This is a genomic window from Rhodoluna sp., from assembly GCF_024641065.1.
Classification (GTDB): Bacteria; Actinomycetota; Actinomycetes; order Actinomycetales; family Microbacteriaceae; genus Rhodoluna.
Genome location: NZ_JAHEDV010000001.1, coordinates 416,581 through 440,182, shown reverse-complemented (window position 1 = coordinate 440,182; position 23,602 = coordinate 416,581). Strand labels below are relative to the sequence as shown.

Here is a 23,602-nt window from a genome sequence, read left to right as displayed (position 1 = left end):
ATCATCCAGGTCACAAAGCCAACAGCGATGAACGAGGCCAGGCCGGCGATGAATTCATTGATGCCCTCAGGTGCGTCAGTAACCAAGAAGGTTAGGAGCAGGCCGATACCTACCGATGCCAAGACAGCTGCAATTACACCAGCGAACAGAGTCGGAAGTTTTTCACGTTGGTTCAACTTGACCAGGTAAGCCACCAAGATCGAAACAATTAGGGCTGCTTCTAGACCCTCGCGAATACCAATTAGGTAGTTTGCCAACATGATTTTTACTCACTTTCTGTTTACTTAGGTAAGCCTAAGTTAGGCAACCCTAACTTGGCAAGGAAAATTTCAAAATCGCCTAAAGTGTTTGTATGGCTAAGGTGAATTTCAATCCCAAGAGACTCTTTATCGTTCACGCGCACCCAGATGACGAGAGCCTGTTCACTGGTCACGTGATTGCCGATCGTGTCGCAGCCAAAGCCGAGGTCATGGTTTTTACCCTCACTCGTGGTGAGCGTGGCAAGGTCAAACTTGAAGAGTTGCGACCGCTTGAAGGTAACCTTCAGGCAATGGGTGCCTATCGCGCCACCGAATTGCGTGAAGCACTAAGCGCCTACGGAAACGTGAAGCATGCCTTCGCAGGCACACGCGCCTACCTAGATTCTGGTTTGAGAATCAACTCGGTTGGCAAGCCAGCTAAGCCTCGTGACCTTGACGAAATGGCTTTGTCAGCCGCTGCAACTTCAGTTATTGCCGAAGATATCCTCAAAGCCATCGAAGAGTTCAACCCAGACGCTGTTTTGACCTACAACCAAAAGGGTGGATTCGGGCACCCCGACCACAAGATGGCATATGAGGCAACATCCTTGGCTATAAGAAAATATGCCAAGAAGCGTCGCGCCCCACAGTTCTGGGTAATCGCAGAACCGCGTGAGCGTTTTGATGTTGAAATTGGCAGCGCTAAAACCGCAGAGATCAAGAAAGCGGCGCTTTCAGCTCATGCCAGCCAGGTTGCCGTGAGTGCTGAGACCTATTCAGTGGTACCGGGCAAAGAAGTTCGCTACGACCGACCAGAGCGCTTGCGCCGAGGCACGCTTCGCAACTTCTCACAGGTGAAGATCGTAATTGGTTCATTCTGGGCTCTTCCTCTGGGCGTGCTGTTTGCAGTAGCCGGTTCGCTATTTCACCAGGTTCAGGCGAATGACGCTGGCACCACAGACATTGGTTTGATTGTTGCCTTGGCCATGGTTGCCTCAATTGCACTGGGGCTTCGCCTTATGCGACGCAGTCGCGGTGCGCTCTACCTATTCACCGCAGCTTTTGCTTCAACGGTTTTCTGGTTGGCTCAGCGTCAGCCTGGTGGCGATCTGTTCATCCCAGGCAACGACGCAGGCAACATCTGGGCCTTCGGTTCAATCGGAATCTGCGCTTTTATTATTCTTTTTCCGCGTGTTCAACCTGGCGCTTGGCGCAAGAGTTCACGTGGACATCGTTAAACTAGACATAGTTTTTGAGAGGACCAGCAAATGACTTACGTAATCGCACTTCCTTGTGTTGATGTCAAAGACAAGGCATGTATCGAAGAGTGCCCGGTTGACTGCATTTATGAAGGTGACCGCATGCTTTACATCCACCCGGATGAGTGCGTTGACTGTGGTGCCTGTGAGCCTGTTTGCCCGGTTGAAGCCATCTACTACGAAGATGACCTTCCTTCACAGTGGTCTGACTACTACAAGGCCAACGTCGAGTTCTTCAGCGAGATCGGTTCTCCTGCTGGTGCTGCCAAGGTTGGCAAGATCGATAGCGACCACGCTGTAATCAAGGCACTTCCGCCGCAGGGCGAGTAATTCGTGTTTGATCGACTGCCAGAGTATCCCTGGGAGCAGCTAAAGCCTTTTTCGGCTAAAGCAGCACTTCATGCCGGGGGAGCAGTCGACCTATCTGTTGGGTCACCCGTTGACCCAACCCCTTCGATTATTCAAGATGCTCTAAATGCGTCTTCTAATGCACCCGGATACCCTTCAACCGGCGGTTCTCCTGTTTTTAAGGCGGCCGTTGTCGAATGGTTCAAGCGTCGTCGCGGGGTAGCGGGTTTGACGCCAGAGCAAGTTATGCCAACCATCGGCTCTAAAGAGCTAATTTCTTGGTTGCCACTTTTGATGGGTCTTGGCCCAGGCGATGTTGTGGTTCAGCCAACCGTTGCCTACACCGCCTACATTGTTGGTGCGGCACTTTGTGGAGCTGAAATCGTCTCAGAAGACGACCCAGCGAAATGGCCGGCAAATACCAAACTCGTTTGGATTAACTCACCCGGAAACCCAGACGGACGCGTTCTCGACGTAGCCGAAATGAAGGCTGCCGTGGATCGTGCACGTGAGCTGGGTGCGCTCTTGGCAAGCGACGAATGCTACGCCGAACTAGGTTGGGGCGATTGGGATAACAAACTTATTCCGAGTGTTCTTGATCCAAGGGTTTGTGGTGACAGTCACGCGGGTGTGCTCGCGGTTTATTCGTTGAGCAAGCAGTCAAACATGGCTGGTTATCGTGCAGCTTTTGCCGTGGGTGAGGCCTCGCTCATCAAGGGCTTGGTGAACATTCGCATGCACTCTGGGCTTAACACTCCAGAACCTGTGCAGCGCGCAATGGCAGTGGCCCTTGGTGACGAAGAGCACGTTGCGATTGAAAAAGAGATTTATCGTGAGCGACGCGAAATATTGCTTGCGGCGGTTCGCGACTATGGCTTTAGCGTTGCCGAAAGCGAGGCTGGCCTTTACCTGTGGGCGACTCTGGGTGAAGACTGCTGGGCAACCGTAGACCGAATGGCTGATCTGGGAATCGTTGTTGTTCCTGGTACTTTCTATGGCGAAACCAGCGACAAATTTGTCAGATTCTCAATCACGGCAACCGATGAAAAAATCGCCGAAGGTGCGCGCAGATTGCGCGATGCCATAGGCTTAACACACGCCTAACCAAGGCACTTACAAAGCAGTAGGAGCTTCGATGACCTCGAGCGACAAAGTAACAATTAACTATGGCGACATCACCGCTGAGTTTCCGGTTGTTCCATCAGTTGATGGCCCTTCAGCCGTTGACATTTCTAAACTAACCGCAGTGACTGGGCTAACCGCCTATGACCAGGGCTTCGTGAACACCGCCTCAACCAAGTCGGCAATCACCTACATCGATGGTGCCGCTGGAATTCTTCGTCACCGCGGCTACCCAATTGAACAATTGGCCGGCCAAAAGAGCTTTCTAGAGACCGCATGGTTGTTGATTTACGGTCAGCTACCTACCTCGGCTGAACTTTCAAAGTTTGAAGAGCGCATTCGTCGCCACACTTTGGTTCACGAAGACCTAAAGAACTTGTTCCACGCCATGCCGCAGAACGCACACCCGATGGCCGTTTTGGCTGCAGGTGTTTCTGCGCTTTCGACTTTCTACCCAGATTCAATGGACCCGCACGACCCTGAACAAGTTGAGCTATCGACCATTCGTTTGTTGGCTAAGCTACCTGTTCTTGCTGCTTATGCGCACAAAAACAGCATGGGTCAAGCACTGCTCTACCCAGACAACTCGCTTTCATACGTCGAAAACTTCTTGCGATTGAACTTTGGCAACATGGCCGAAGACTATGTTCAGAACCCGGTAGTCACTCAAGCGCTAGACACTCTTTTGGTGTTGCACGCAGACCACGAGCAGAACTGCTCGACCTCTACTGTTCGTCTCGTTGGTTCAAGCCAGGCAAACCTGTTTGCCTCTATCTCGTCAGGCATCAACGCTCTTTTCGGCCCACTTCACGGTGGAGCAAACGAAGCGGTTCTTGAAATGCTCACTGAAATTCAGAAGTCGGGAGAGGGCGTAGAAGCTTTCGTAAACCGAGTGAAGAATAAAGAAGATGGCATTCGCCTTATGGGCTTTGGTCACCGTGTTTACAAGAACCTCGACCCACGTGCGCGCATCGTCAAGGCCACTGCCGACAAGGTGCTAGCTGAGCTTGGTGTCAAAGACCCGCTGCTCGACATCGCTAAAGAACTTGAAGCAGTTGCATTGGCCGACCCTTACTTCCAAGAGCGCAAGCTTTACCCGAACGTCGACTTCTACACTGGCGTTATTTACAAGGCTCTTGGCTTCCCGCCACACATGTTCACCGCGCTATTCGCGATGGGTCGACTTCCAGGATGGATCGCACACTGGCGTGAAATGAACGTAGACCCAGCAACCAAGATCGGTCGCCCTCAGCAGATTTACATCGGTGAGCCAGAGCGCAACATCCCTGGTTTCTTTCACTAAGAACTAACCGTAAAAAAAATGGACCCCATTTGGGGTCCATTTTTTTTATTCAGTATTTAGAACTGCTTGCGAACAATCCAATAAACCGTGGTGTCGCCGTAATTCTTTTCTTCGTCAAGTTCTAGCTCGCTTGGCAATTCGACCATTCCGCTTCGGCTTGATCGCTCGAGCATCACGATTGCATCCTGGGCTAGTCGCGGAACAAGTGCTGTGAGATCTGCAGTTACTTCTTCGTTTGAAATCTCGTATGGTGGGTCGATGAAGACCACATCGTATTCAAGAGTGTCTGCTGCCAAAAATGACTGTACGGCTTTGTTGACCACTCGGGTTACCTGATCGTAGAAGCCCTCTTTTTCCATGGCTTTTTGAACCATGTGGTTGTTTTTTACGCAAACTGCTGCGGCTTTACCATCGCGTTCTACCATGGCCGCATAGAGTGCTCCGCGGCTGATTGACTCAAGCGCTAGAGCACCCGTGCCAGCATAAAGGTCAAGAACTCGTTTGTTGTCGACCATGTCACGTGCATCGAGACGGTTAAAAATTGCCTCACGGATGCGATCGCTCGTGGGTCTAGTTGATTTGGCAGGGCTGGCGAGTTGTCTCGAGCCGGCAATGCCACCAATGATTCGTGTCATAACTTGCCAAGCCTACCTTTAGAGTCGTGCCTGTCGGCGAAGATAGAAGCATGCTGCTTTCTCTTGAGACTTTAGACCGTGTGCTCGGTGATCGCACGGCCAAGTCTTTTAGCAAGCACCTCGGGCTTAAAACGGTTGGTGATTTGCTTACGCACTTTCCGAGAAGGTACTCAACCAGAGGCGAGCTAACCCCGATCAGCGAGGTGCCGCTCGGCGAACCTGTGACTGTTGTTGCCGACATTCTCGAAGTTCGTGAACGAAGAATGAAGGGGCGCAACGGCAGCATTCTTGAGGTCAAAATCACGGATGGAAAAGGTCAAATCACTTTAACTTTTTTCAATCAGGCTTGGCGACAGAAAGAACTTCGTCCTGGTTCGCGAGGCCTATTTGCTGGAAAGATAGGAAGCTATCAGGGCAAGCTTCAGCTATCTCATCCTGAGTACGAACTATTTCCTGAAGAAATCTCTGATGAAGATGCGGCCGCCTGGGCTCAACTGCCTATTCCGATTTATCCAGCCGCGTCGGCCGTAACAACCTGGGCTATTCAAAGGGCAATGGCAGTGGTCTTAGACACGCTTTCGCCAATCGAAGATGAGCTTCCGGCCGAATTAATTAAGGCTCGCGGTTTGCTGCCGATTCATGAGGCAATTGAAAAGATTCACCGACCAAAGGTGAATTCAGATTTCAAGATCGCGCGAGAAACTTTGAAATATCACGAAGCTTTTGCTCTGCAGGCAACTCTAATTAGCCGACGCATTTTGAATCAACACACCCCAGCCACGCCTCGCATAGCCCAAGCCGAGGGTGCGCTGGCAAAGTTTGATTCGGGGCTGCCATTTACCCTCACCAAGGGGCAAGTTGAGGTAGGCGAGCAGATTTCAACTGATCTTGCCAAACCGCATCCGATGAATCGACTGCTTCAGGGTGAAGTCGGATCCGGAAAAACACTGGTTGCGCTTCGCGCCATGCTGACGGTAGCCGATGCTGGCGGCCAATCGGCGCTCTTGGCTCCCACTGAGGTATTGGCCGCACAGCACTTCAAATCGATCGAGAAGGCGCTGGGCGAAGACCTAAGCAAAAAGGTTGGCCTGACCCTGCTAACCGGGCAGATGCCGGTTGCAGAGCGAAAACGTGCACTGCTTCAGCTAGTCAGCGGCAAGGCACAAATCGTGGTCGGCACGCATGCGCTAATCGCCGAAAAAGTTGAATTTGTAGATCTAGGTTTCATTGTTATCGATGAGCAACACCGATTCGGCGTTGAGCAGCGCGAGGCTTTGCGTCTCAAGGGCAAACTGCCGCCACACGTTCTAACCATGACTGCCACACCAATTCCGCGAACCCTAGCCGTCACAGTGTTCGGTGACCTCGACGTTTCTACCCTCACCGAGTTGCCTGCTGGTCGTCAAGGCATCACCACCCACGTCGTGCAGCTCTCTCAACCGGCTTTGGTTGCCCGAACCTGGCAGCGTATTGCCGAAGAAGTTGCCGCTGGGAGGCAGGCGTTTGTGGTGTGCCCTCGCATCGATGAAGATGACCCGGGTGAAGAGCTCATCGAATCTGGCGGCATTGCTGAAGACGACTTGATTTTCTCGGATGGCACCGACGCTGCCGCTCTAGAAATGGCAAAAAAACCTAAACAACTCTTGGCTTCTGCAATCGGCATGACTGAATCGCTTCGACAGGTTGCAGCTTTGGCGAACCTAAAAATAGAGACTCTGCATGGTCGCCTCTCAGCTGAAGACAAGGCAGAGGTTATGGCTAGGTTCAGTGCAAAAAAGATAGACGTCTTAGTTTCTACGACTGTGATTGAAGTTGGCGTAGATGTGCCCAACGCCACGGTAATGGTGGTTCTTGATGCCGATCGATTCGGTGTGAGCCAGTTGCATCAGCTTCGAGGTCGAGTTGGCCGCGGAGGAAACCCAGGTCTCTGTCTTCTTCTGACTTCAGCTGAAGAGGGCAGTTTGGCACTTGAGCGCGTAAGGGCTGTTGCAGCTACGCTCGACGGTTTTGCGCTGAGCGAGATCGATCTTGAGCTGCGTCGTGAGGGTGACGTGCTTGGTGCTACGCAATCAGGTGGCCGCTCGAGCCTTCGCCTTCTGAGAGTGATTCCTGATGCGCAATTGATTCAAGAGGCAAGATTTGAGGCAGAAGCTGTATTGGCTGCTGATCCAACCCTAGAAAAACACCCTGTTTTAGCCCAGGTGCTCGAGCAACTAGATCAAGCCAGACAAGAGAACCTAGCCAAGTCGTAGCCCTATAAACCACACGGATGTTCGGCTAACCTTGAAGCATGTCAACAATCGCTGTTTATCCAGGTTCGTTTGATCCGATCACACTCGGTCACATCGACATCGCTGCGCGCGCAGCACGATTGTTCTCAGAACTTCACATCGTTGTGGTGCACAACCCGAGCAAACAACCAAGATTTTCAAGTGAAGAGCGCGTAGAGCTGATCCGTGCCAGTATTGCCGAATTAGGCATTGGTGCCAACACCAAAATTGTCGTCGACACTCTAGATTCTGGCTTGCTGGTTGACTATTGCCGCATGGTGGGCGCTACTGCTTTGGTCAAAGGCTTTAGAACCACCATGGATCTTGACTACGAATTGCCGATGGCACAGGTCAACCGCGACCTTGCCTCGGTCGAGAGCGTCTTTATTCCGGCAGACCCAATTCACGGCCACATTTCGAGCTCGCTGGTAAAGCAAGTTGCCGATTTGAACGGCGATGTTTTGAAATATGTACCGCAGGTGGTTGCTCGTGCGTTAGCCTCTTCTTCGGCCAATCGAAAGGCAAAGAACTAAATGGCTGCCCAATCTCCATACCTAATTTCAGTGCGCGACATCATGCACAAGCCCGGTGCCATGCGCGAATACAAGCTCGACATCGTCACAACCGGCGATTTTGGCGACGGCTTGGTCAAGGTTTCTGAAGGAATCGAACTCGACCTTGATCTTCGAGTCGAGTCGGTCCACGAGGGCATTCTGGCCACCGGTGAGGTCTTTGTAGACGCTGATGGTGAGTGCAGTCGTTGTCTTGATCCAATTACTGTGCCCGTAGAAGTAGATTTTCAGGAGCTTTTCGCCTATTCTTTAACCAACGAGGATGACTACGTTGTCGAAGACGAGCAAATTGATCTTGAACAAGTCATCCGTGACGCGGTTGTTCTAAGCCTCCCGTTCCACCCAGTTTGTAGAAAAAACTGTCTTGGCCTGTGCCCAGATTGTGGTGTGAAGGTTGCTGAAAACCCGCACCACGTGCACGACGCCGCGATTGATACGCGATGGAGTGCCCTAGAAAGCTTCACAAAAAAGGAAGAGTAAGTACCATGCCAGTACCAAAGAGACGCCTCTCTCGCGCACGCACTCACGCTCGTCGTTCACAGTGGAAGGCTGCCGAGGTTACTCTCGTCAAGACCATTGAAAACGGCAAGACTGTTTACAGCATGCCTCACCGCGCAAAGCTTGTAACCGACTCAGCCGGCAACGCGCTGTTCCTTGAGTACAAGGGCCGCAAGGTCGCTGACGCCTAAGACTTAAAGTCACGCGATGAACCTCAACGTTCTATGCAATCGCTTAGGCGTTGAAATCGAGCCTCAGTTGCTCGAGCTCGCATTGACTCACCGTTCATATTCATATGAACATGGCAACCTACCCAGCAACGAACGTCTAGAGTTTCTAGGCGACTCGGTGCTGGGTTTTGTTGTAACCGCACATATTTATGAAACCCTCACCGACCTTTCTGAAGCTGACCTAAGCACCGTTAAGCACGCGGTTGTTTCAGCCCGGGCACTGGCATCCTTGGCTACCGAAATCGGGTTGGGCAACTACCTTCGACTTGGCAAGAGCGCCGAAAAAGATGGTGGTCGAACCACCATGAACCTGCTGGCTGACGCCTTCGAAGCGGTTCTGGGTGCCATCTACATTTCAAACGGAATCGACGAAGCTGCAGAATTTGTGGCTCGCTGGGTGTTCCCGCTGCTGTCTGACGTTGAAGGCCTGCTGAGAAATGCCGATCCGAAGGCTCAGCTACACAAAATGTTTCAAGCGGCCGGAATTGACCAGCCACCCTATGAGATTGAACGTCAGGGCCCAGATCACGCGATTGAATTTTCTGCCACTCTTACCTACGAAGGTAAATTGATTGGCAAAGGCACAGGGCGCAGTAAGAAACTTGCAGAAACCGAAGCTGCAATTTCGGCACTCGCGAATACCGAGCTAACTCTTCCCAAGCGTAAAAAGGCAAAATAATTGCCTGAGCTTCCAGAAGTCGAAACCGTTCGCGCAGGGCTTGCTCCTGCACTGACCGGAGCAATTGTTGAATCGCTAGATGTTTTTGACACGCGTTCATTCAAGCGGCATCCGGGTGGTGTTGAAGACTTTCGCCAAACTCTCGTCGGCAGCAAAATTTTAGGTGTGGCAAGGCGGGGCAAGTTTCTATGGATGCCGATTGAACCGGCCACGGCGACCAGTCACCGACTAGCACTTGTTGGGCACCTCGGCATGAGTGGTCAGATGTTGCTTCGAACCCCCGCTTTTACCGAAGACAAGCTCACTCGAGCCATCATCCATGTGCGCTCAGACGATGGTCAGCCATTTGAATTTCGCTTCATTGATCAACGTCTATTTGGTTCGCTAGCCATCGATGAATTGGTCGAAACCAACGATTCGCTTGCCGGAGGATTTAGCGATGGCGTGGCTGAGGGAACCTGGTGGCAGAACCTGATTCCGGCATCGGCGGCACACATCAGTCGAGACCCGCTTGACCCAAACTTCAGTGAAACTACCGTTTTGGCAAAGGTTGCAAAAAAGCACTCTGGAATCAAGCGAGTGTTGCTAGACCAGCAGACAATCAGCGGAATCGGAAACATCTATGCCGATGAAGCTCTTTGGGCATCGAAGCTGCACTACGACCAACCGGCCGACAGTATCGGCAATGCAAAAATGCGCGAGTTGTTGTCAAATGTCAAAGAAATTTTGTCTAAGGCTGTGCTTCAGGGTGGCACCAGTTTCGACGAGCAATACAAGAACGTAAATGGCGAGAGCGGTTATTTTGCCGTTTCGCTAAATGCCTATGGCATGACCGGCACAGCTTGCAAACGCTGCTCAACCGAGATCAAGCGCGAATCATGGATGAACCGTGGTTCGCACTTCTGCCCAAAGTGCCAAAAACTCCGCTAAAAGTGGGGTATTTTTGACTTTTAGGCATTTCATTGGGAATGCATCCGAGCGAATTGAAGAGGGGCGGGAGAACGCTTGTATCTAAAGAGTTTGACCCTCAAAGGCTTTAAGTCTTTCGCTCAACCAACAACTTTCGCGTTCGAGCCTGGGGTAACCGCAGTTGTTGGCCCTAATGGTTCCGGTAAATCAAACGTAGTTGACGCGCTGGCCTGGGTTATGGGTGAGCAAGGTGCCAAGAGCCTTCGCGGCGGCAAGATGGAAGACGTTATTTTTGCGGGCACCAGCACTAAAGGTCCGCTTGGTCGCGCCGAAGTAATTCTTACCATTGATAATGCTGATGGCGCATTGCCGATCGACTACACCGAAGTAACCATTTCGCGAACACTGTTCCGTAACGGTGGCAGTGAATACGCAATCAATGGCGACGCATGTCGATTGCTTGATGTTCAAGAGCTGCTGAGCGACTCAGGTCTTGGTCGCGAGATGCACGTAATTGTTGGCCAGGGGCAGCTCGATTCAGTGTTGCGTGCAACCCCTGAAGAACGTCGCGGTTTCATCGAAGAAGCTGCCGGTATTCTCAAGCACCGCCGTCGCAAAGAAAAGACTCAGCGCAAGCTCGAGGCAATGCAAGCCAACCTCACTCGCCTAAACGACCTTGCTGGCGAAGTTCGACGCCAACTGAAACCCCTGGGTCAGCAGGCCGAAGTCGCTCGCGAGGCACAGGGAATTGCATCTGTGGTTCGTGACGCCAAAGCTCGAATTTTGGCAGCCGACATTACCGAACTGCACAAGGCGCTTGAAGAAACGGCAAAGAGCGAGGCTGATCGTCGCGGCGAACGCAACCTCCTGCAAACTCTTCTTGCTGAGAACACTGCTCGACTTAGCCAGCTTGAAGCTGCACAGGTTTCTACCGAGCTAGACCAAGCTCGTAACTTGGCCTATCAGTTTGACTCGCTCTCGGAGCGTCTGCGTTCGTTGCTATCAATTGCCAATCAAAAGGTTGCATTGCTCGGTTCACAGGCTGAAGTGTCTGGTTCTCAAATTGATCCAGCTGCGCTCGAGGCCGAAGGCCAAGCAGCTGAACTTTCCGCTGCTGAACTCGCAAATAACGTTGAGACCCTAAAGCGTGCGTTGCACGAGGCTGAACAAGCTCGAAGCGAAGCCCGCGATGTGCTTGAAAAGTTTGACAACGAGGTTGCCGAGCAGAACGCACTGATTTCAAAGTTTGACCTAGACAAGGCTCGACTTGCCAACGATGCCAATGTTGCCGAGTCAAAGCTTGCCAGCTTGCGCGCCGAGGTGGTTCGTCACGAGGGTGCCTTGGATGAAGCCCGCGAGCGTCACGCCCAACGTAAGTCTGAGTACGAGTCGCTAGAAGCACAACTTCAAAACCAACAGTCACCAAATGACAACGGCCTCGAGGCTGCCTATGAAGCCGCTCAAAAAGCTGTTTCGGAGTCACAAGCGCAAATTGAAAGTCTTCGAGAAGAACTGCACCAAGCCGAGCGTGAACGCGATTCTTTGTCGGCGAAGCGATCAGCTTTGAACCTAATGCTTGAGCAAAAAGATGGCGCAACCGAGCTAGCTTCGGCCGGTCTTCGCGGCATCCGTGGCCTAGTTGCAACCCACATGAAAATTCAAAAGGGTTTCGAAGCTGCGATTGCCGCCGCACTTGGCCCGTTGGCTGATGCTCTGGTTGCCGACACCCGAGAAGCCGGACTCGCTGCAGTTGAGCACCTCAAATCGACCCAGGGTGGTCGTGTTGAACTGATTGTCGCTGACATTGATCTCAAGGGCGCTGCCTCAGCTGTTGCCAATGTAGCTGGCGCACGCTCTGCAGCTGATGTCGTTGAGGCTCCTGCGGGAATCATTAGCCTGTTGGCCAACATTGTTGTCGTCGATGACATCAATGCTGCCAAGTCGCTTTATGCATCGAACCAAGATGCTCTAAAACTTACTCTGATCACCCTCGACGGCGACGTATTGACTGAATCGGTTATCCGTGGCGGTTCATCAAATAAGCCTTCAAAGCTCGAGCTTGTTGCCGAGCGTGACTCTGCAGAAGTTCGCCTAGCTGAAGTCACAGAAGCAATCGAAAAGTCTCGTTCCGAGCTAACTCAAGCTCGAGCAACCGAAGAGGCGGCCAAGGCAAGTGCCAAGGATGCCCTAGCTGCACTCAAAGAGCATGACCAAAACTTGGCTTCAAATGCAGAAAAACTTGGTCGCCTTCGCGTTCAGGTTGAAGCCTCAGAAGCAGAAATTGAACGACTTAGCCAGGTAGCGAAAGCTGCAGCAACTGGAATTTCAGACGCTGAGTCAAAGCTGACCGAATCAATTGCCGCACATGATTCGTTTGCAGCTCAAGAGCGACCGGCACTTGATCTGGCCAACCGTCAAACGCTCGCTGAGAATCTCGAGCAAGAACGTCAACGTGAGCTAGAAGTTCGTGTTGATCTTGGCGCCGCCGTTGAGCGTGTTCGCGTTGAGAAGCAACGCTCTGAGTCACTACGAGCACAGGTAGCCGAAGCCAAGGTTGCAATCGAAAAATCAAAAGCGGCTGCAGCAGCTCGAAAAGCGCAACTTGATTCAGCGCAGCAAGTTCTCGATGCCCTTCCTGTTTTGATGGATGCAGTGGCAAATAGCGCCTCGCTGGCAAAGGTGCGCCTGCACGAGCTTGAAACCGCACGAGCCAACCAGAACGCTGAGTTGGTGAAGCTTCGCGGTGAAACTGCCGAGATTCAGATGAAGCTCGCTAGCCTCACCCAAAACGTTCACGACATGGAACTTGCAAACCACGAAAAGCGTTTGACCCTCGCGAACTTGGTTTCGCGCGCAAACGATGAACTTGGCCTTGAGCAGGCTGTGCTTCTCGAAGAGTATTCTCCAGAGCTGGGAATTCCAGATGAAGAAGCTGAGGGCGGCACCAAGCCGTTCATCCGTGAAGAACAGCAAAAACGCCTTCGCGATGCCGAGCGCCTTTTTGAAAAACTTGGCCGGGTAAACCCTCTTGCTCTCGAAGAGTTTGCCGCTCTCGAACAGCGACACAAGTTCTTGACCGAGCAACTTGCCGACCTAACTCAAACCCGCAAAGACCTTCTGCAGATCATCGAAGACCTCGACACCAAGATGCAGGTTATCTTTGCCGATGCGTTTGAAGACACACGCAAGGCTTTTGAGCAGGTGTTCCCAACCCTGTTCCCAGGCGGTACTGGCTCAATTTTCTTGACTAATCCAGATGACATGCTGACCACTGGTCTCGAAGTTACGGTGAAGCCGGCCGGTAAGCGCATTGAACGTTTGTCGCTGCTTTCTGGTGGTGAGCGTTCGTTGGCTGCAGTTGCTTTGATGGTGGCTATCTTCAAAGCGCGCCCTTCACCGTTCTATGTCATGGATGAGGTTGAGGCTGCTCTTGACGATGCAAACCTTGGTCGTTTGCTTCAGATTTTTGAAGACCTGCGTTCGAATTCGCAGCTCATCATCATCACTCACCAAAAGCGCACCATGGAGATTGCTGACGCACTCTATGGAGTCTCGATGCGTCAAGATGGCGTTTCGGCCGTAGTTGGTCAGCGACTGCTAGACAAGGCCTAAACTCATGGCTTTGATGTTCTGGAAGAAAAAGCGCAACGAAGAAGTCGCACCCGTTGTCGAACCGATTGCTGAAGTACTGATTGAACAGGTAATCGAGCCGGTTGTCGAAATTCCCGCGGTCGATGAGGTTTTGGCTCCAGTGATCAGTGAAGCACTTGTAGCTGTAGAACTGCCTAAGCGAAGCGCCAAAAAGGGCATTCGCAGCCTCTTCAGTCGAATTAAATTTGACCCAGAAAACTTGGATGATCTTGAAGATATCTTGATTCAAGCTGACTTCGGTCTCGATGCATCAGTCGCGATTGTCGACGAGGTGAAACTTCGTGCCAAAAAGGCTGGAGCTGAAAGCGAGAACCAACTCAAAGAAGTTTTGGCGACCGTTTTGGCAGAGTCTCTCGAGCGCAGCGACAAAGCACTGAATCTTTCGGCCGGTAAATTGCCCTATGTTTTTCTTGTTGTCGGTGTGAACGGTGTCGGAAAAACCACCACCATTGGAAAGCTAGCAAACTGGCTAACCGAAGGGGACTGGAAGGTGTTTATCGGCGCAGCCGACACCTTTAGAGCGGCAGCAGTTGACCAGGTTGCCACTTGGGCCGAGCGTGCTGGTGCAACCCTGGTTCGCCCAAAGCAAGAGGGGCAAGACCCAGCATCCGTGGCGTTTGAATCGGTTGAAGCTGCAATTAAAGCTGATGCCGACATCGTGATTATTGACACCGCTGGGCGCCTACAGAACAAGATTGACCTGATGGGCGAGCTTGACAAGATTCGTCGAGTAATCGAAAAGCAAGCCGAAATCTCAGAAGTGCTCCTGGTTCTCGATGCAACCACTGGCCAAAACGGTCTAGCCCAGGCCAAGGCCTTCGCTGAGGTTGCCAAGGTGACCGGCGTTGTGCTTACCAAGTTAGATGGAACCGCCAAGGGTGGCATTGTCTTTGCTATTCAAAAGGAACTCGGTATTCCGGTAAAGCTCGTTGGTGTGGGCGAAGGCATAAACGATTTCGCATTTTTCGATGCACAAGAGTTCGCTCGCGGGCTAGTTAGTTAGGAGAAACCAACTTGTTCGGTAACCTCTCAGATCGCCTGATTGATACTTTCAAAAACCTTCGCTCGAAGGGCAAGCTCAGCGCTGCCGACATTGACGCGACGCTCCGCGAAATTCGCCGCGCTCTGCTTGAAGCCGATGTTGCTCTAGACGTTGTCAAGACTTTCACTGGTGCCGTTCGCGACCGTGCACTGGGCGACGAAGTTTCAAAAGCGCTGAACCCAGCCCAGCAGGTTGTTCAAATTGTCAACGAAGAGTTGGTCACTATTTTGGGCGGCGAGCAAAAGAAACTTTCGTTTGCAAAGAAGCCACCAACAGTGCTTATGCTTGCCGGTTTGCAAGGTGCGGGTAAAACCACACTCGCCGGAAAACTAGCCAAATGGTTGAAAGATCAGGGGCAAACACCAGTTTTGGTAGCTGCTGACCTCCAACGCCCGAATGCTGTGAACCAGCTTCAGGTGGTTGGTGAACGAGTCGGTGTGCCGGTGTTCGCCCCAGAACCTGGCAATGGTGTGGGCAACCCGGTGAAGGTAGCCAAAGAGGCTATCAAGCACGCCGAAAAGAAGATGTTCAGCGTCGTCATTGTTGACACAGCCGGCCGTCTCGGTGTCGACGAAGAGTTGATGCAGCAGGCAATTGACATCCGCAAGGCAGTTGACCCAGACGAAGTTCTTTTCGTTGTCGACTCAATGCTTGGCCAAGACGCCGTTAATGTGGCTAAGGCTTTTGACGAAGGTGTGGGAATCACCGGTGTCGTGCTGACCAAGCTTGACGGTGACGCTCGCGGTGGTGCAGCGCTTTCGGTGGCCTCGGTTACCGGTAAGCCAATTGTGTTTGCTTCGAATGGCGAAGGCATGGATGCTTTTGAGCCGTTCTATCCAGACCGCATGGCGAGTCGAATTCTTGACATGGGTGACATTCTCACCCTGATTGAACAGACCCAGAAAAACTTCGATGAAGCTGAAGCTCGCGCGATGGCAGAAAAAATCGCGAAAGACAGTTTTACCCTTGAAGATTTCATGGATCAAATGCAGCAGCTGCGAAAAATGGGCTCGCTGAAGAGCATGCTGGCCATGATGCCTGGTGCCGGGCAGATGCGGGCACAGCTCGACAACTTTGATGAACGTGAGATTGACCGCACCGAGGCGATCATTCGATCAATGACTCCGGCTGAGCGCCGCCAACCAAAAATTCTCAATGGTTCGCGCCGTGCTCGAATTGCCAAGGGCTCGGGCATGACCGTAACTGACGTCAACTCGCTGGTCAACCGCTTTGAACAAGCTGCCAAAATGATGAAAACTGTAGCTAAGGGCGGTGTTCCGCAGGTGCCGGGCATGCCGGCAATGCCCGGGATGGGCTCATTCGGCGGCGGTAAATCTAAGGGTAAAGACAAGAAAAAGGGCTCAAAGTCAGGTAACCCGGCGAAGCGAGCTGCCGAAGAGGCAGCCCGCGCCCTTGGTCAGAATCCAAATTCTGCCGGGTCAACCGGCAGCGGTTCGGCGTTCGGAATCTAAAGTATCCAAGAATCTAAGGCCGATGAACTAGCGGTAAGCCTAGTTTTCTGGCAGAATAGAGCGGTTGTCGCCGTTTGACCCTCTAACCAAACGCAACGACAACCCATAGAGCTTTTTCACCGAGTGTGCCCCCACGCTCACGGTTGAACGTTCGCACCAACATGAAAAATCAGGAGCAATCGTGGCTGTAAAAATTCGTTTGAAGCGCATGGGCAAGATCCGCGCGCCTCACTACCGCATCGTTGTAGCAGACTCACGCACCAAGCGTGATGGCCGTGCTATCGAAGAAATTGGTCGTTACATTCCGACCGAGAACCCTTCACTAATTGAGGTCAACTCAGAGCGTGCACAGTACTGGCTAAGTGTTGGCGCACAGCCAACCGAGCAGGTAGCTGTACTTCTAAAGTTGACCGGTGACCTACAGGCTTCAAAGGGTGACAAGTCAGCAAAGAACACCGTTCAGGTAAAGGCTGCTAAGGCTGAGTTCGTTGTTGATGGCGCCAAGAAGACCGTTCTTCGTCCAAAGGCTGAAATCAAGGTTGCCCCAGTTGTAGCAGAAGTTGCTGCTGAAGAGGTTATCGCTGAGGCTGCAGACGCAGCTGAAGAAGCAGTTCAGTCAATCGAAGACGCAGTTGCTGATGCCGCAGAAGAGACCGTAGAGGCTCCTGCTGCTGAAGAAGCTGCTGTAAACGAAGAGGCTTAATAAGTGCTAGCCGCTGCGCTCGAACACCTAGTCAAAGGCATCGTCGACAATCCTGACGATGCCACCGTGACTGCACGCTCAACCTCGCGAGGAGACTTGCTTGAGGTTCACGTGCACCCAGATGACCTGGGTAGAGTGATCGGGCGCAACGGCCGCACCGCCAAGGCGCTTCGCACACTTGTGAACGCCCTAGCCGATGGCAAAAAAGTCCGCGTTGACGTGGTGGACACCGATTTCTAACAAGACAACGCTCCGAGTTGGTCGCCTGGTAAAGGCCCATGGCCTAAAGGGTGCTTTCAAACTCGAGTTATATACAGACAGCCCGGATGTTCGCTTTGCGCCCGGAGCAGTTCTAGACCTTCAGGTTCCTGATTCTTCACCTTGGTTCGGCAAAACCGTAACCGTAAAAGAACTCCGTTACTACAACCAGGCTCCGGTTCTGTTTCTTGAAGATGTAGAAGACCGAAACTTAGCCGAAACCCTCATCAAGGCGATTCTTTTGGTGAACGCCGACACTGAGGTACTACCTGAAGAGCCTGATGCTTGGTATGACCACCAGCTCATTGGTCTAAAGGTTATTCGCGACGGCCAAGAAATTGGCAAAGTGGTTCGCGTTGACCACCTGCCAGCTCAAGACTGTTTGGCAATCAAAACTGCAACGGGCGAGGTGCTTTTGCCTTTTATCAAGGCGTTTGCTCCATCGGTTGATGTTGTGAAGGGTGAAGTTCAAATCACGCCTCCTGGCGGTCTTTTTGAAGAAATCGCCGACGAAGACTCAGAAGACGAACCTGCCGTCGACTCAGACCAGGCACAAGAGTCGGAGTAATCGAAAATGCGTATCGACGCTGTCACGATTTTTCCTGACTACTTCAAGGCGCTTGATCTTTCGCTTTTGGGCAAGGCCCGCGAAAAGAACCTAATCAACTTTGAGGCGCACGACCTTCGTGATTACACTCACGACAAGCACAAGACCGTAGACGACAGCCCATATGGTGGCGGTGCTGGCATGTTGATGAAACCAGAACCTTGGGGCGAAGCGCTTGATGCGATTTTGCCTGAAGACGGCAATTGCACCGTCATTTTTACTTCGCCAGCTGGTGAGCAATTCAAACAGGCAACTGCCTATGAGCTGGCTAAAGAAGACCACATTGTGTTCGCCTGTGGCCGCTACGAGGGCATTGATCAGCGTGTAGTTGAATACGCCGCGACCAAAGCGCGTGTGAGACTTATCAGCCTTGGCGACTATGTGCTGAACGGCGGTGAAGTTGCTGCAATTGCAATGACCGAGGCCATCGTGAGGCTCATCCCAGGGGTTATTGGCAACGCCGAAAGCCTGGTTGAAGAATCGCACTCTGACGGCTTGCTTGAATACCCGAGCTATACCAAACCGGCTAATTGGCGAGGCATGGATGTGCCCGAGGTTCTAACCAGCGGCAACCATGCAGCCATTGCAGCTTGGCGCAAAGAGCAGCAAATTGAGCGCACTAAGAAAGTGCGCCCCGACCTGCTTGGCGAATAAGCGCCAACCGTTGCTGAATCTCAGTTTTCTTGGCTAAACTAGAGACTGTTGTTCGCCACTAGTTACTCTGCCGCAGGGGAGTCTGGCAATAAAGACAACATTCAACTTATAACTAACCGTTGTTGACCTGCGTGCAGTGACAGAGAGTGATTCAAAATGCACATTCTTGATTCAGTAGACGCAGCATCACTGCGTTCAGACATCCCAGAGTTTCGTGTTGGTGACACCGTAAAGGTTCACGTAAACATCATCGAAGGTAACCGCAGCCGTGTTCAGGTTTTCCAGGGCATCGTAATTCGTCGTTCAGGCGAGTCAGTTCGCGAGACTTTTACCGTTCGTAAAGTTTCTTTCCAGGTTGGCGTTGAGCGTACCTTCCCGGTTCACTCACCAGTGATCGAGAAGATCGAAGTTGTTACCCGCGGTGACGTTCGCCGTGCAAAGCTTTACTTCTTGCGCGACCTTCGCGGCAAGAAGGCGAAGATCGCCGAAAAGCGCGACAACATCTAAATCGCCTAACAGCATGAAGAACCTCGGGTCTTTAATAAGCCCGCAAAGCAAAGCACCACGCACTTCCGGCAACGGCAAGTTCAAAAAATTTAGAAGAAACGTTTTCGTCTCTTTGATTTTTGATCTAGTTGCAATTGTCGGAACTGCGTTGGTGCTTTCTCTGTTAATCAAGACTTTCTTGCTGAGGTCATTCTTCATTCCATCGGGCTCAATGCTCGAAACCCTTCAGATCGATGACCGCATCATCGTGAATGAATTAACTCCCGACCTAATGCCAATTCAACGTGGCGACATTGTGGTCTTTAAAGATCCCGGCGGCTGGCTAGGCCCAGTGGTTACCGAAGAAAAGAACCCAATTGAAGCGAGTGTTGAGTGGTTCTTATCTGCCTTTGGCTTGGCTGCCCCAGACAGTAGCCAGCACCTGGTAAAGCGCGTCATTGGTGTTGCCGGAGACCACGTTCAATGCTGCGATGCAAACGGCAACCTCATGATCAATGGGGTTTCCATTGACGAAACTTACCTGGGCAGCGACGTGCCGCCTTCGAGCATTGACTTTGATGTTGTTGTGCCTGAGGGTTCTATCTGGGTGATGGGTGACAACCGCGAGAACAGCCAAGATTCGCGCTTTCACGAAGATCTGCCAAGCAAAGGTTTTGTTGGCGAAGGCTTTGTTGTAGGCCGTGCCCTAGTGGTTAGCTGGCCTTCGGCCCACTGGAAATTTCTAGACAACCACGCAGATGTCTTCAAAGACGTACCCAAGCCTTAACTTAGAGCGCGAGCTGTGGGCAGCTGGCCATAGGTTTGTTATCGGCATGGATGAAGTTGGCCGCGGCGCGATAGCTGGCCCAGTTGCAGTTGGCGTTGCACTTATTGATCGCGATGGCAAGGCCAATTCGCAACCCTGGCCCGAAAAACTTTGCGACTCCAAATTAATCAGTGAAAAAGTTCGCAACGAATTGCTTGCTCCGGTGTCTGATTGGGTCGAAGCCTCAGCTGTCGGCATGGTTTCAGCTCAAAGAATCGATAGCGACGGAATCGTGGCTGCCCTAGCCGCCGCCGGCGCTGAAGCTCTTCGTGTGTTGCTCGAAGATTCACCATTGCGCCAATCGATTGCCCAAGCTGGCGCGGTAATTATCCTTGATGGTTCTCATAATTGGCTTGGTGAGAAGGCAATGGGAATACCGGTGATGGTGAAGACCAAAGCTGACCGCGACTGTGTTTCGGTTGCTGCCGCTTCGGTGATCTCAAAGGTCAAACGCGATAACTTGATGATTCATCTGGCTACCCAGCACAAGGCTTATGGCTTTGATGGTCACAAGGGTTATGCCTCAGAGGCCCACATCCGTGCCATTCACGAACATGGGCCAAGCAGTGAACATCGCGTAACTTGGCTCACCAAAATTCTGGCTGAAAACTCAACTCTCGAAGGCATTTAGACTTAAGCCATGGATGAGAACGAGATCGAGGACTACGACCGCGAGGCTGAGCTTGCGCTCTATCGCGAATATCGTGACGTTGTCGGCACGTTCAAGTATGTGATCGAGACCGAACGACGTTTTTACTTAGCCAACGAGGTTGATTTAAAGCGTGTCGACGCCGGAAACGATTTTTATTTTGAGTTGGCAATGAAAGACGTTTGGGTCTGGGACATCTACCGCACCGACCGTTTTGTAAAGAATGTGCGAGTTCTCACTTTTAAAGACGTCAACGTAGAAGAGTTGACCGGTGCCGCGTTCAACCTTCCGAAAGAATTTGCTGCCGGCGAAAACTAACAGCTTCATTCCGTTTGATTTTCTCCACAGATGAGCGCGCAGGCGCTCATTTTGGCTTTAAGCAAGAAATGCTGGCTTGATGATTTCAAATCAAGCCTTAGGCAAATACGGAGAAGATCGGGCCGCTGACTACCTGCATGATCGGGGTTATCAAATCGTTGAGCGAAACTGGCGGTGTTCGGTTGGTGAAATTGATTTAGTTGCCCAAGATGCAAATCGGCTAGTTTTTGTCGAGGTAAAAACACGAAGTGGTTCTGGTTATGGCCACCCCTTTGAGGCGATTAATCCTCAGAAAGTCTCGCGTATGCGCAGGTTAGTTGCTCAATGGTGTGCGACTCACGAGATTTCTGGAGTGAATGTTCGCCTGGACGCCATCGCAGTTTGGGTTTCACACGGCAGAGTTTCAATTGAACATCTAAAGCAGGTTTACTAATGAGCGTTGCCAAGAGTTTCGCGATTAGTCTGCTTGGTCTGGCTGGAACCCTAATTGAAATAGAAGCTGAAATTTCGAGCAATTTGCCAAGTTTTGTTCTGGTCGGGCTTCCCGATGCAAGCCTGAGTGAATCTAAAGACCGCGTTCGGGCAGCGATTCAAAACAGTAGTTTGAAAATGCCCGCTCGAAGAGTGACAGTGAATTTGTCTCCAGCATCGGTTCCTAAACAAGGCGCAAGCTTTGACTTATCGATTGCGGTGGCGATTTTGGCTGCTACGAGCGAGATCAGCCATCATTCTGTTCGAAATTTCATTCACCTTGGTGAACTTGGGCTCGATGGCTCGGTTCGATCGGTGGCTGGAGTCTTGCCCTCGCTTTTGTCTGCCAAGTCGCTCGGGTTCTCTCGAGCCATAGTGCCCGCAGCCAATCTTGCAGAGGCAAAATTGGTGTCTGACATTGAGGTTATCGGTGTTCATTCGCTGGCAGAAGTCGCAAATGTTCACGGCGCGAATTTGGTAATTAGAGAACCAGAACAAATTGCTGCAACAGTTTTGGAGCCAAATCTTGCGGAAAATTCAAACCTTGAAAACTTGGATATTTCAGACATTCTCGGGCAGGCAGATGCGATCAGGGCCCTAACCGTTGCGGCTGCCGGTGGCCATCACCTGCTTATGGTTGGCCCGCCTGGCGCCGGAAAAACCATGTTGGCTGAACGTTTACCAACATTGTTGCCAAACCTGCCATTGGCCCAGGCTCTCGAAACTACCGCTGTTTTGTCTATAGCTGATCATCGAAGGTCGGCAGTTGTGGCTTTGAATGGTTTAGTCGAGCGCCCACCATTCGAAGCACCTCACCATTCCGCATCAGTGAGTTCGCTCGTGGGTGGCGGTGTCGGGCTGCCCAGGCCGGGGCTGATATCAACAGCAAATAATGGGGTTCTCTTTCTCGACGAAGCACCAGAGTTTCAATTACCCGTCTTAGAGGCGCTTCGGCAACCACTCGAATCTGGCGAGGTGCTAATCAACCGAAGCGCCGGCACGGCACGTTTTCCGGCTAAGTTTCAACTGGTGTTGGCAGCTAATCCTTGCCCCTGCGGCCGAAGTTTTGGGCAAGCCCGAGGTTGCACCTGCAGCGAGGTAGCTAAGAGAAAATATGCAAATAAGCTCAGTGGCCCCTTGCTCGATCGAATAGATATTCGTCTGGCCATATCGGCGGCGAATGCCGGCCAAATGGCGCTTGATCTCGAGGCTGCTCAAGAAAACCAAATGACCTCAAAACAGCTCAGACAGCAGGTGCAATGTGCCCGTGAACTAGCGGCAGATCGACTTAGTGCGACACCTTGGTCTTTGAATGTGCAGGTTCCAGGCTCGTACCTTAGAAAGCAACTGCGATTGGCTACCGAAGTGACCCAGCCAATTGATCGAGCACTTGCCAAGGGCAAAATAAGTATGCGCGGTTATGACCGTTGTCTCAGGTTGGCTTGGTCAATTGCTGATCTCGCGGGTTGCGACCAACCCCGGCGTGAACACATCGTTGAGGCGGCATACCTTAGAGGTAGCGATTCTCCGATGGTTGGAGTTTGAGATGGCTGACTTGAAGATATCGACCGAGCAAATTAGTTCATTTCTAGAAGGAATTAGCCCCGGTGTCGAACCAGAGAGGCTCTCTCAACATTTTGCTTATCTTGCGTGGAGTCTTATGTGTGAGCCCGGTGATGGGCTTGCCGGTTTTCTAGTGCAATCGCTCGGCTCTGATAAGGCCTTAGAGCTTATTCTTAACGGTGCTTCTGCGCAGGAGGTTTACCAAGCGTTGGAGCCAAACTGTGAACCCAACATCGAATTTATCGGCGAAGAAGAGTTTCAAAAAGCGTATGCAGATGGTCTGGAGCGGTGGGGGAGCCGCAAGTCGCTTGCGGAGTTGTCGGCAACACTCGAGCTAGTCAGGGGTCTCGGAGGCTCAACAGTTTCTCCGGTCTCTACCTTTTGGCCGGCTCAGCTTTTCGATCTGGGAGTTCATTCTCCAATGGTTCTTTGGTGCAGGGGAAAAGTTGCAAACCTAGAACGACTTAATTCATCCATAGCTGTTGTTGGTTCTCGAGCCATCTCTGCCTACGGGCGCGAAGTGACCGCCGAGTTTGTTGCTGCTGCGACAGCGATGGGCCTCATCGTAGTTTCAGGCGGCGCACTTGGAGTCGACGGTCGAGCTCACAGCATTGCTCTAGCAACGCAAGGTAAAACCATCGCTGTAATGGCAGGTGGAGTTGATCGTTTTTATCCCTCGGCTCATTCTGAACTTCTACATAGAATTTCTATGGAGGGATTAGTCATCAGTGAAATGCCACCAGGCACGGCACCTACCAAATGGCGATTTCTGCAGCAAAATAATGATTTGTATCAGTTCATCTAGTTTTTTGCCTAGGGCGAACATCAACCTCTTTTC

26 protein-coding genes are annotated in these 23,602 nt (G+C 51.8%); 24 read left to right on the top strand and 2 right to left on the bottom strand.

Annotated features, from left to right (window positions below):
* Positions 1–260 (bottom strand): FTR1 family protein (locus Q0L26_RS02085; protein WP_296646700.1); only part of this gene is annotated, 260 nt, incomplete at its 3' end.
* A gap of 92 nt (positions 261–352) precedes the next feature.
* Here Q0L26_RS02085 and Q0L26_RS02080 point away from each other — a divergent pair.
* Genes Q0L26_RS02080 through Q0L26_RS02065 form a run of 4 tightly spaced genes read left to right on the top strand, consistent with a single transcriptional unit; the run spans position 353 to position 4,271 of the window.
* Positions 353–1,477: a PIG-L family deacetylase gene (locus Q0L26_RS02080; protein WP_296646699.1), complete on the top strand. Its 1,125-nt coding sequence runs from the start codon at positions 353–355 to the stop codon at positions 1,475–1,477.
* A 30-nt stretch (positions 1,478–1,507) separates the two neighbouring features.
* A complete protein-coding gene (fdxA, locus tag Q0L26_RS02075) occupies positions 1,508–1,828 on the top strand; it encodes a ferredoxin (protein WP_296646696.1) in 321 nt (106 codons plus the stop codon).
* 3 nt (positions 1,829–1,831) lie between these two features.
* Positions 1,832–2,950, top strand: coding sequence for a succinyldiaminopimelate transaminase (dapC, locus tag Q0L26_RS02070; RefSeq protein WP_296646694.1), 1,119 nt, complete (start codon positions 1,832–1,834; stop codon positions 2,948–2,950).
* 31 nt (positions 2,951–2,981) lie between these two features.
* On the top strand, positions 2,982–4,271 hold the full coding sequence (locus Q0L26_RS02065; protein ID WP_296646691.1) for a citrate synthase: 1,290 nt from the start codon (positions 2,982–2,984) through the stop codon (positions 4,269–4,271).
* Positions 4,272–4,327: 56 nt separating this feature from the next.
* Here the strand turns inward: Q0L26_RS02065 and rsmD are convergent, their stop codons facing one another.
* Positions 4,328–4,906 (bottom strand): 16S rRNA (guanine(966)-N(2))-methyltransferase RsmD, encoded by a 579-nt coding sequence (rsmD, locus tag Q0L26_RS02060; protein ID WP_296646689.1) that lies wholly within the window; start codon positions 4,904–4,906, stop codon positions 4,328–4,330.
* Positions 4,907–4,956: 50 nt separating this feature from the next.
* On the opposite strand from rsmD, the gene Q0L26_RS02055 reads away from it, so the two are divergent.
* The 20 genes from Q0L26_RS02055 to Q0L26_RS01960 all read left to right on the top strand — a co-directional run bounded on the left by Q0L26_RS02055 (position 4,957) and on the right by Q0L26_RS01960 (position 23,569).
* A complete protein-coding gene (locus tag Q0L26_RS02055) occupies positions 4,957–7,158 on the top strand; it encodes an ATP-dependent DNA helicase RecG (protein ID WP_296646686.1) in 2,202 nt (733 codons plus the stop codon).
* Positions 7,159–7,196: 38 nt separating this feature from the next.
* Complete coding sequence (gene coaD / locus Q0L26_RS02050; RefSeq protein ID WP_296646682.1) at positions 7,197–7,709, top strand: pantetheine-phosphate adenylyltransferase; 513 nt, start codon at positions 7,197–7,199, stop codon at positions 7,707–7,709.
* Complete coding sequence (locus tag Q0L26_RS02045; RefSeq protein ID WP_296646680.1) at positions 7,710–8,228, top strand: YceD family protein; 519 nt, start codon at positions 7,710–7,712, stop codon at positions 8,226–8,228.
* Positions 8,229–8,233: 5 nt separating this feature from the next.
* Positions 8,234–8,437 (top strand): 50S ribosomal protein L32, encoded by a 204-nt coding sequence (gene rpmF, locus Q0L26_RS02040; protein WP_296646677.1) that lies wholly within the window; start codon positions 8,234–8,236, stop codon positions 8,435–8,437.
* Positions 8,438–8,453: 16 nt separating this feature from the next.
* The gene (gene rnc / locus Q0L26_RS02035; RefSeq protein WP_296646674.1) at positions 8,454–9,155 is read left to right on the top strand and encodes a ribonuclease III; all 702 of its coding nucleotides are present in this window, start codon (positions 8,454–8,456) and stop codon (positions 9,153–9,155) included.
* Positions 9,156–10,085: a bifunctional DNA-formamidopyrimidine glycosylase/DNA-(apurinic or apyrimidinic site) lyase gene (mutM, locus tag Q0L26_RS02030; RefSeq protein WP_296646672.1), complete on the top strand. Its 930-nt coding sequence runs from the start codon at positions 9,156–9,158 to the stop codon at positions 10,083–10,085. It begins immediately after the preceding gene.
* 75 nt (positions 10,086–10,160) lie between these two features.
* Positions 10,161–13,676, top strand: a complete 3,516-nt coding sequence (gene smc, locus Q0L26_RS02025; protein WP_296646669.1) for a chromosome segregation protein SMC — start codon at positions 10,161–10,163, stop codon at positions 13,674–13,676.
* Between the two features lie 4 nt (positions 13,677–13,680).
* Positions 13,681–14,718, top strand: a complete 1,038-nt coding sequence (gene ftsY / locus Q0L26_RS02020; RefSeq protein ID WP_296646666.1) for a signal recognition particle-docking protein FtsY — start codon at positions 13,681–13,683, stop codon at positions 14,716–14,718.
* 11 nt (positions 14,719–14,729) lie between these two features.
* Entirely contained in the window at positions 14,730–16,229 is a 1,500-nt protein-coding gene (gene ffh, locus Q0L26_RS02015; protein ID WP_296646663.1) for a signal recognition particle protein, read from the top strand.
* Positions 16,230–16,410: 181 nt separating this feature from the next.
* Positions 16,411–16,932 carry a 30S ribosomal protein S16 gene (rpsP, locus tag Q0L26_RS02010; RefSeq protein WP_296646660.1) on the top strand — a complete coding sequence of 174 codons (522 nt, stop codon included), beginning with the start codon at positions 16,411–16,413 and terminating at the stop codon, positions 16,930–16,932.
* A gap of 3 nt (positions 16,933–16,935) precedes the next feature.
* Positions 16,936–17,172 (top strand): RNA-binding protein, encoded by a 237-nt coding sequence (locus Q0L26_RS02005; protein WP_138275562.1) that lies wholly within the window; start codon positions 16,936–16,938, stop codon positions 17,170–17,172.
* A complete protein-coding gene (gene rimM / locus Q0L26_RS02000) occupies positions 17,147–17,758 on the top strand; it encodes a ribosome maturation factor RimM (RefSeq protein WP_296646656.1) in 612 nt (203 codons plus the stop codon). The genes Q0L26_RS02005 and rimM overlap by 26 nt, the downstream gene beginning before the upstream one ends.
* 6 nt (positions 17,759–17,764) lie before the next feature.
* Positions 17,765–18,451 (top strand): tRNA (guanosine(37)-N1)-methyltransferase TrmD, encoded by a 687-nt coding sequence (gene trmD / locus Q0L26_RS01995; RefSeq protein ID WP_296646653.1) that lies wholly within the window; start codon positions 17,765–17,767, stop codon positions 18,449–18,451.
* Between the two features lie 156 nt (positions 18,452–18,607).
* The gene (gene rplS, locus Q0L26_RS01990) at positions 18,608–18,958 is read left to right on the top strand and encodes a 50S ribosomal protein L19 (RefSeq protein WP_296646650.1); all 351 of its coding nucleotides are present in this window, start codon (positions 18,608–18,610) and stop codon (positions 18,956–18,958) included.
* A gap of 112 nt (positions 18,959–19,070) precedes the next feature.
* Positions 19,071–19,724 (top strand): signal peptidase I, encoded by a 654-nt coding sequence (gene lepB / locus Q0L26_RS01985; protein WP_296646648.1) that lies wholly within the window; start codon positions 19,071–19,073, stop codon positions 19,722–19,724.
* Positions 19,696–20,394 carry a ribonuclease HII gene (locus Q0L26_RS01980; RefSeq protein ID WP_296646646.1) on the top strand — a complete coding sequence of 233 codons (699 nt, stop codon included), beginning with the start codon at positions 19,696–19,698 and terminating at the stop codon, positions 20,392–20,394. Before lepB ends, Q0L26_RS01980 begins: the two co-directional genes overlap by 29 nt.
* Before the next feature lie 9 nt (positions 20,395–20,403).
* The gene (locus tag Q0L26_RS01975; protein WP_296646642.1) at positions 20,404–20,730 is read left to right on the top strand and encodes a DUF2469 domain-containing protein; all 327 of its coding nucleotides are present in this window, start codon (positions 20,404–20,406) and stop codon (positions 20,728–20,730) included.
* A 79-nt stretch (positions 20,731–20,809) separates the two neighbouring features.
* Positions 20,810–21,163, top strand: coding sequence for a YraN family protein (locus tag Q0L26_RS01970; protein WP_296646639.1), 354 nt, complete (start codon positions 20,810–20,812; stop codon positions 21,161–21,163).
* Positions 21,163–22,746, top strand: a complete 1,584-nt coding sequence (locus tag Q0L26_RS01965; protein WP_296646636.1) for a YifB family Mg chelatase-like AAA ATPase — start codon at positions 21,163–21,165, stop codon at positions 22,744–22,746. Before Q0L26_RS01970 ends, Q0L26_RS01965 begins: the two co-directional genes overlap by 1 nt.
* A 1-nt stretch (position 22,747) precedes the next feature.
* Complete coding sequence (locus Q0L26_RS01960) at positions 22,748–23,569, top strand: DNA-processing protein DprA (RefSeq protein WP_296646634.1); 822 nt, start codon at positions 22,748–22,750, stop codon at positions 23,567–23,569.
* Positions 23,570–23,602 lie beyond the last annotated feature (33 nt).

Excerpts from the sequence above, each read along its gene's own strand:
- Q0L26_RS02055 (WP_296646686.1), top strand. The coding sequence starts at position 4,957 with ATGCTGCTTTCTCTTGAGACTTTAGACCGTGTGCTCGGTGATCGCACG.
- fdxA (WP_296646696.1), top strand. The coding sequence starts at position 1,508 with ATGACTTACGTAATCGCACTTCCTTGTGTTGATGTCAAAGACAAGGCA.
- rplS (WP_296646650.1), top strand. The coding sequence starts at position 18,608 with ATGCACATTCTTGATTCAGTAGACGCAGCATCACTGCGTTCAGACATC.
- Q0L26_RS02080 (WP_296646699.1), top strand. The coding sequence starts at position 353 with ATGGCTAAGGTGAATTTCAATCCCAAGAGACTCTTTATCGTTCACGCG.
- trmD (WP_296646653.1), top strand. The coding sequence starts at position 17,765 with ATGCGTATCGACGCTGTCACGATTTTTCCTGACTACTTCAAGGCGCTT.
- Q0L26_RS01965 (WP_296646636.1), top strand. The coding sequence starts at position 21,163 with ATGAGCGTTGCCAAGAGTTTCGCGATTAGTCTGCTTGGTCTGGCTGGA.
- Q0L26_RS02045 (WP_296646680.1), top strand. The coding sequence starts at position 7,710 with ATGGCTGCCCAATCTCCATACCTAATTTCAGTGCGCGACATCATGCAC.
- Q0L26_RS01960 (WP_296646634.1), top strand. The coding sequence starts at position 22,748 with ATGGCTGACTTGAAGATATCGACCGAGCAAATTAGTTCATTTCTAGAA.
- Q0L26_RS01980 (WP_296646646.1), top strand. The coding sequence starts at position 19,696 with ATGTCTTCAAAGACGTACCCAAGCCTTAACTTAGAGCGCGAGCTGTGG.
- coaD (WP_296646682.1), top strand. The coding sequence starts at position 7,197 with ATGTCAACAATCGCTGTTTATCCAGGTTCGTTTGATCCGATCACACTC.
- rpmF (WP_296646677.1), top strand. The coding sequence starts at position 8,234 with ATGCCAGTACCAAAGAGACGCCTCTCTCGCGCACGCACTCACGCTCGT.
- Q0L26_RS01975 (WP_296646642.1), top strand. The coding sequence starts at position 20,404 with ATGGATGAGAACGAGATCGAGGACTACGACCGCGAGGCTGAGCTTGCG.
- rnc (WP_296646674.1), top strand. The coding sequence starts at position 8,454 with ATGAACCTCAACGTTCTATGCAATCGCTTAGGCGTTGAAATCGAGCCT.
- Q0L26_RS02065 (WP_296646691.1), top strand. The coding sequence starts at position 2,982 with ATGACCTCGAGCGACAAAGTAACAATTAACTATGGCGACATCACCGCT.
- ftsY (WP_296646666.1), top strand. The coding sequence starts at position 13,681 with ATGGCTTTGATGTTCTGGAAGAAAAAGCGCAACGAAGAAGTCGCACCC.
- rsmD (WP_296646689.1), bottom strand. The coding sequence starts at position 4,906 with ATGACACGAATCATTGGTGGCATTGCCGGCTCGAGACAACTCGCCAGC.
- Q0L26_RS01970 (WP_296646639.1), top strand. The coding sequence starts at position 20,810 with ATGATTTCAAATCAAGCCTTAGGCAAATACGGAGAAGATCGGGCCGCT.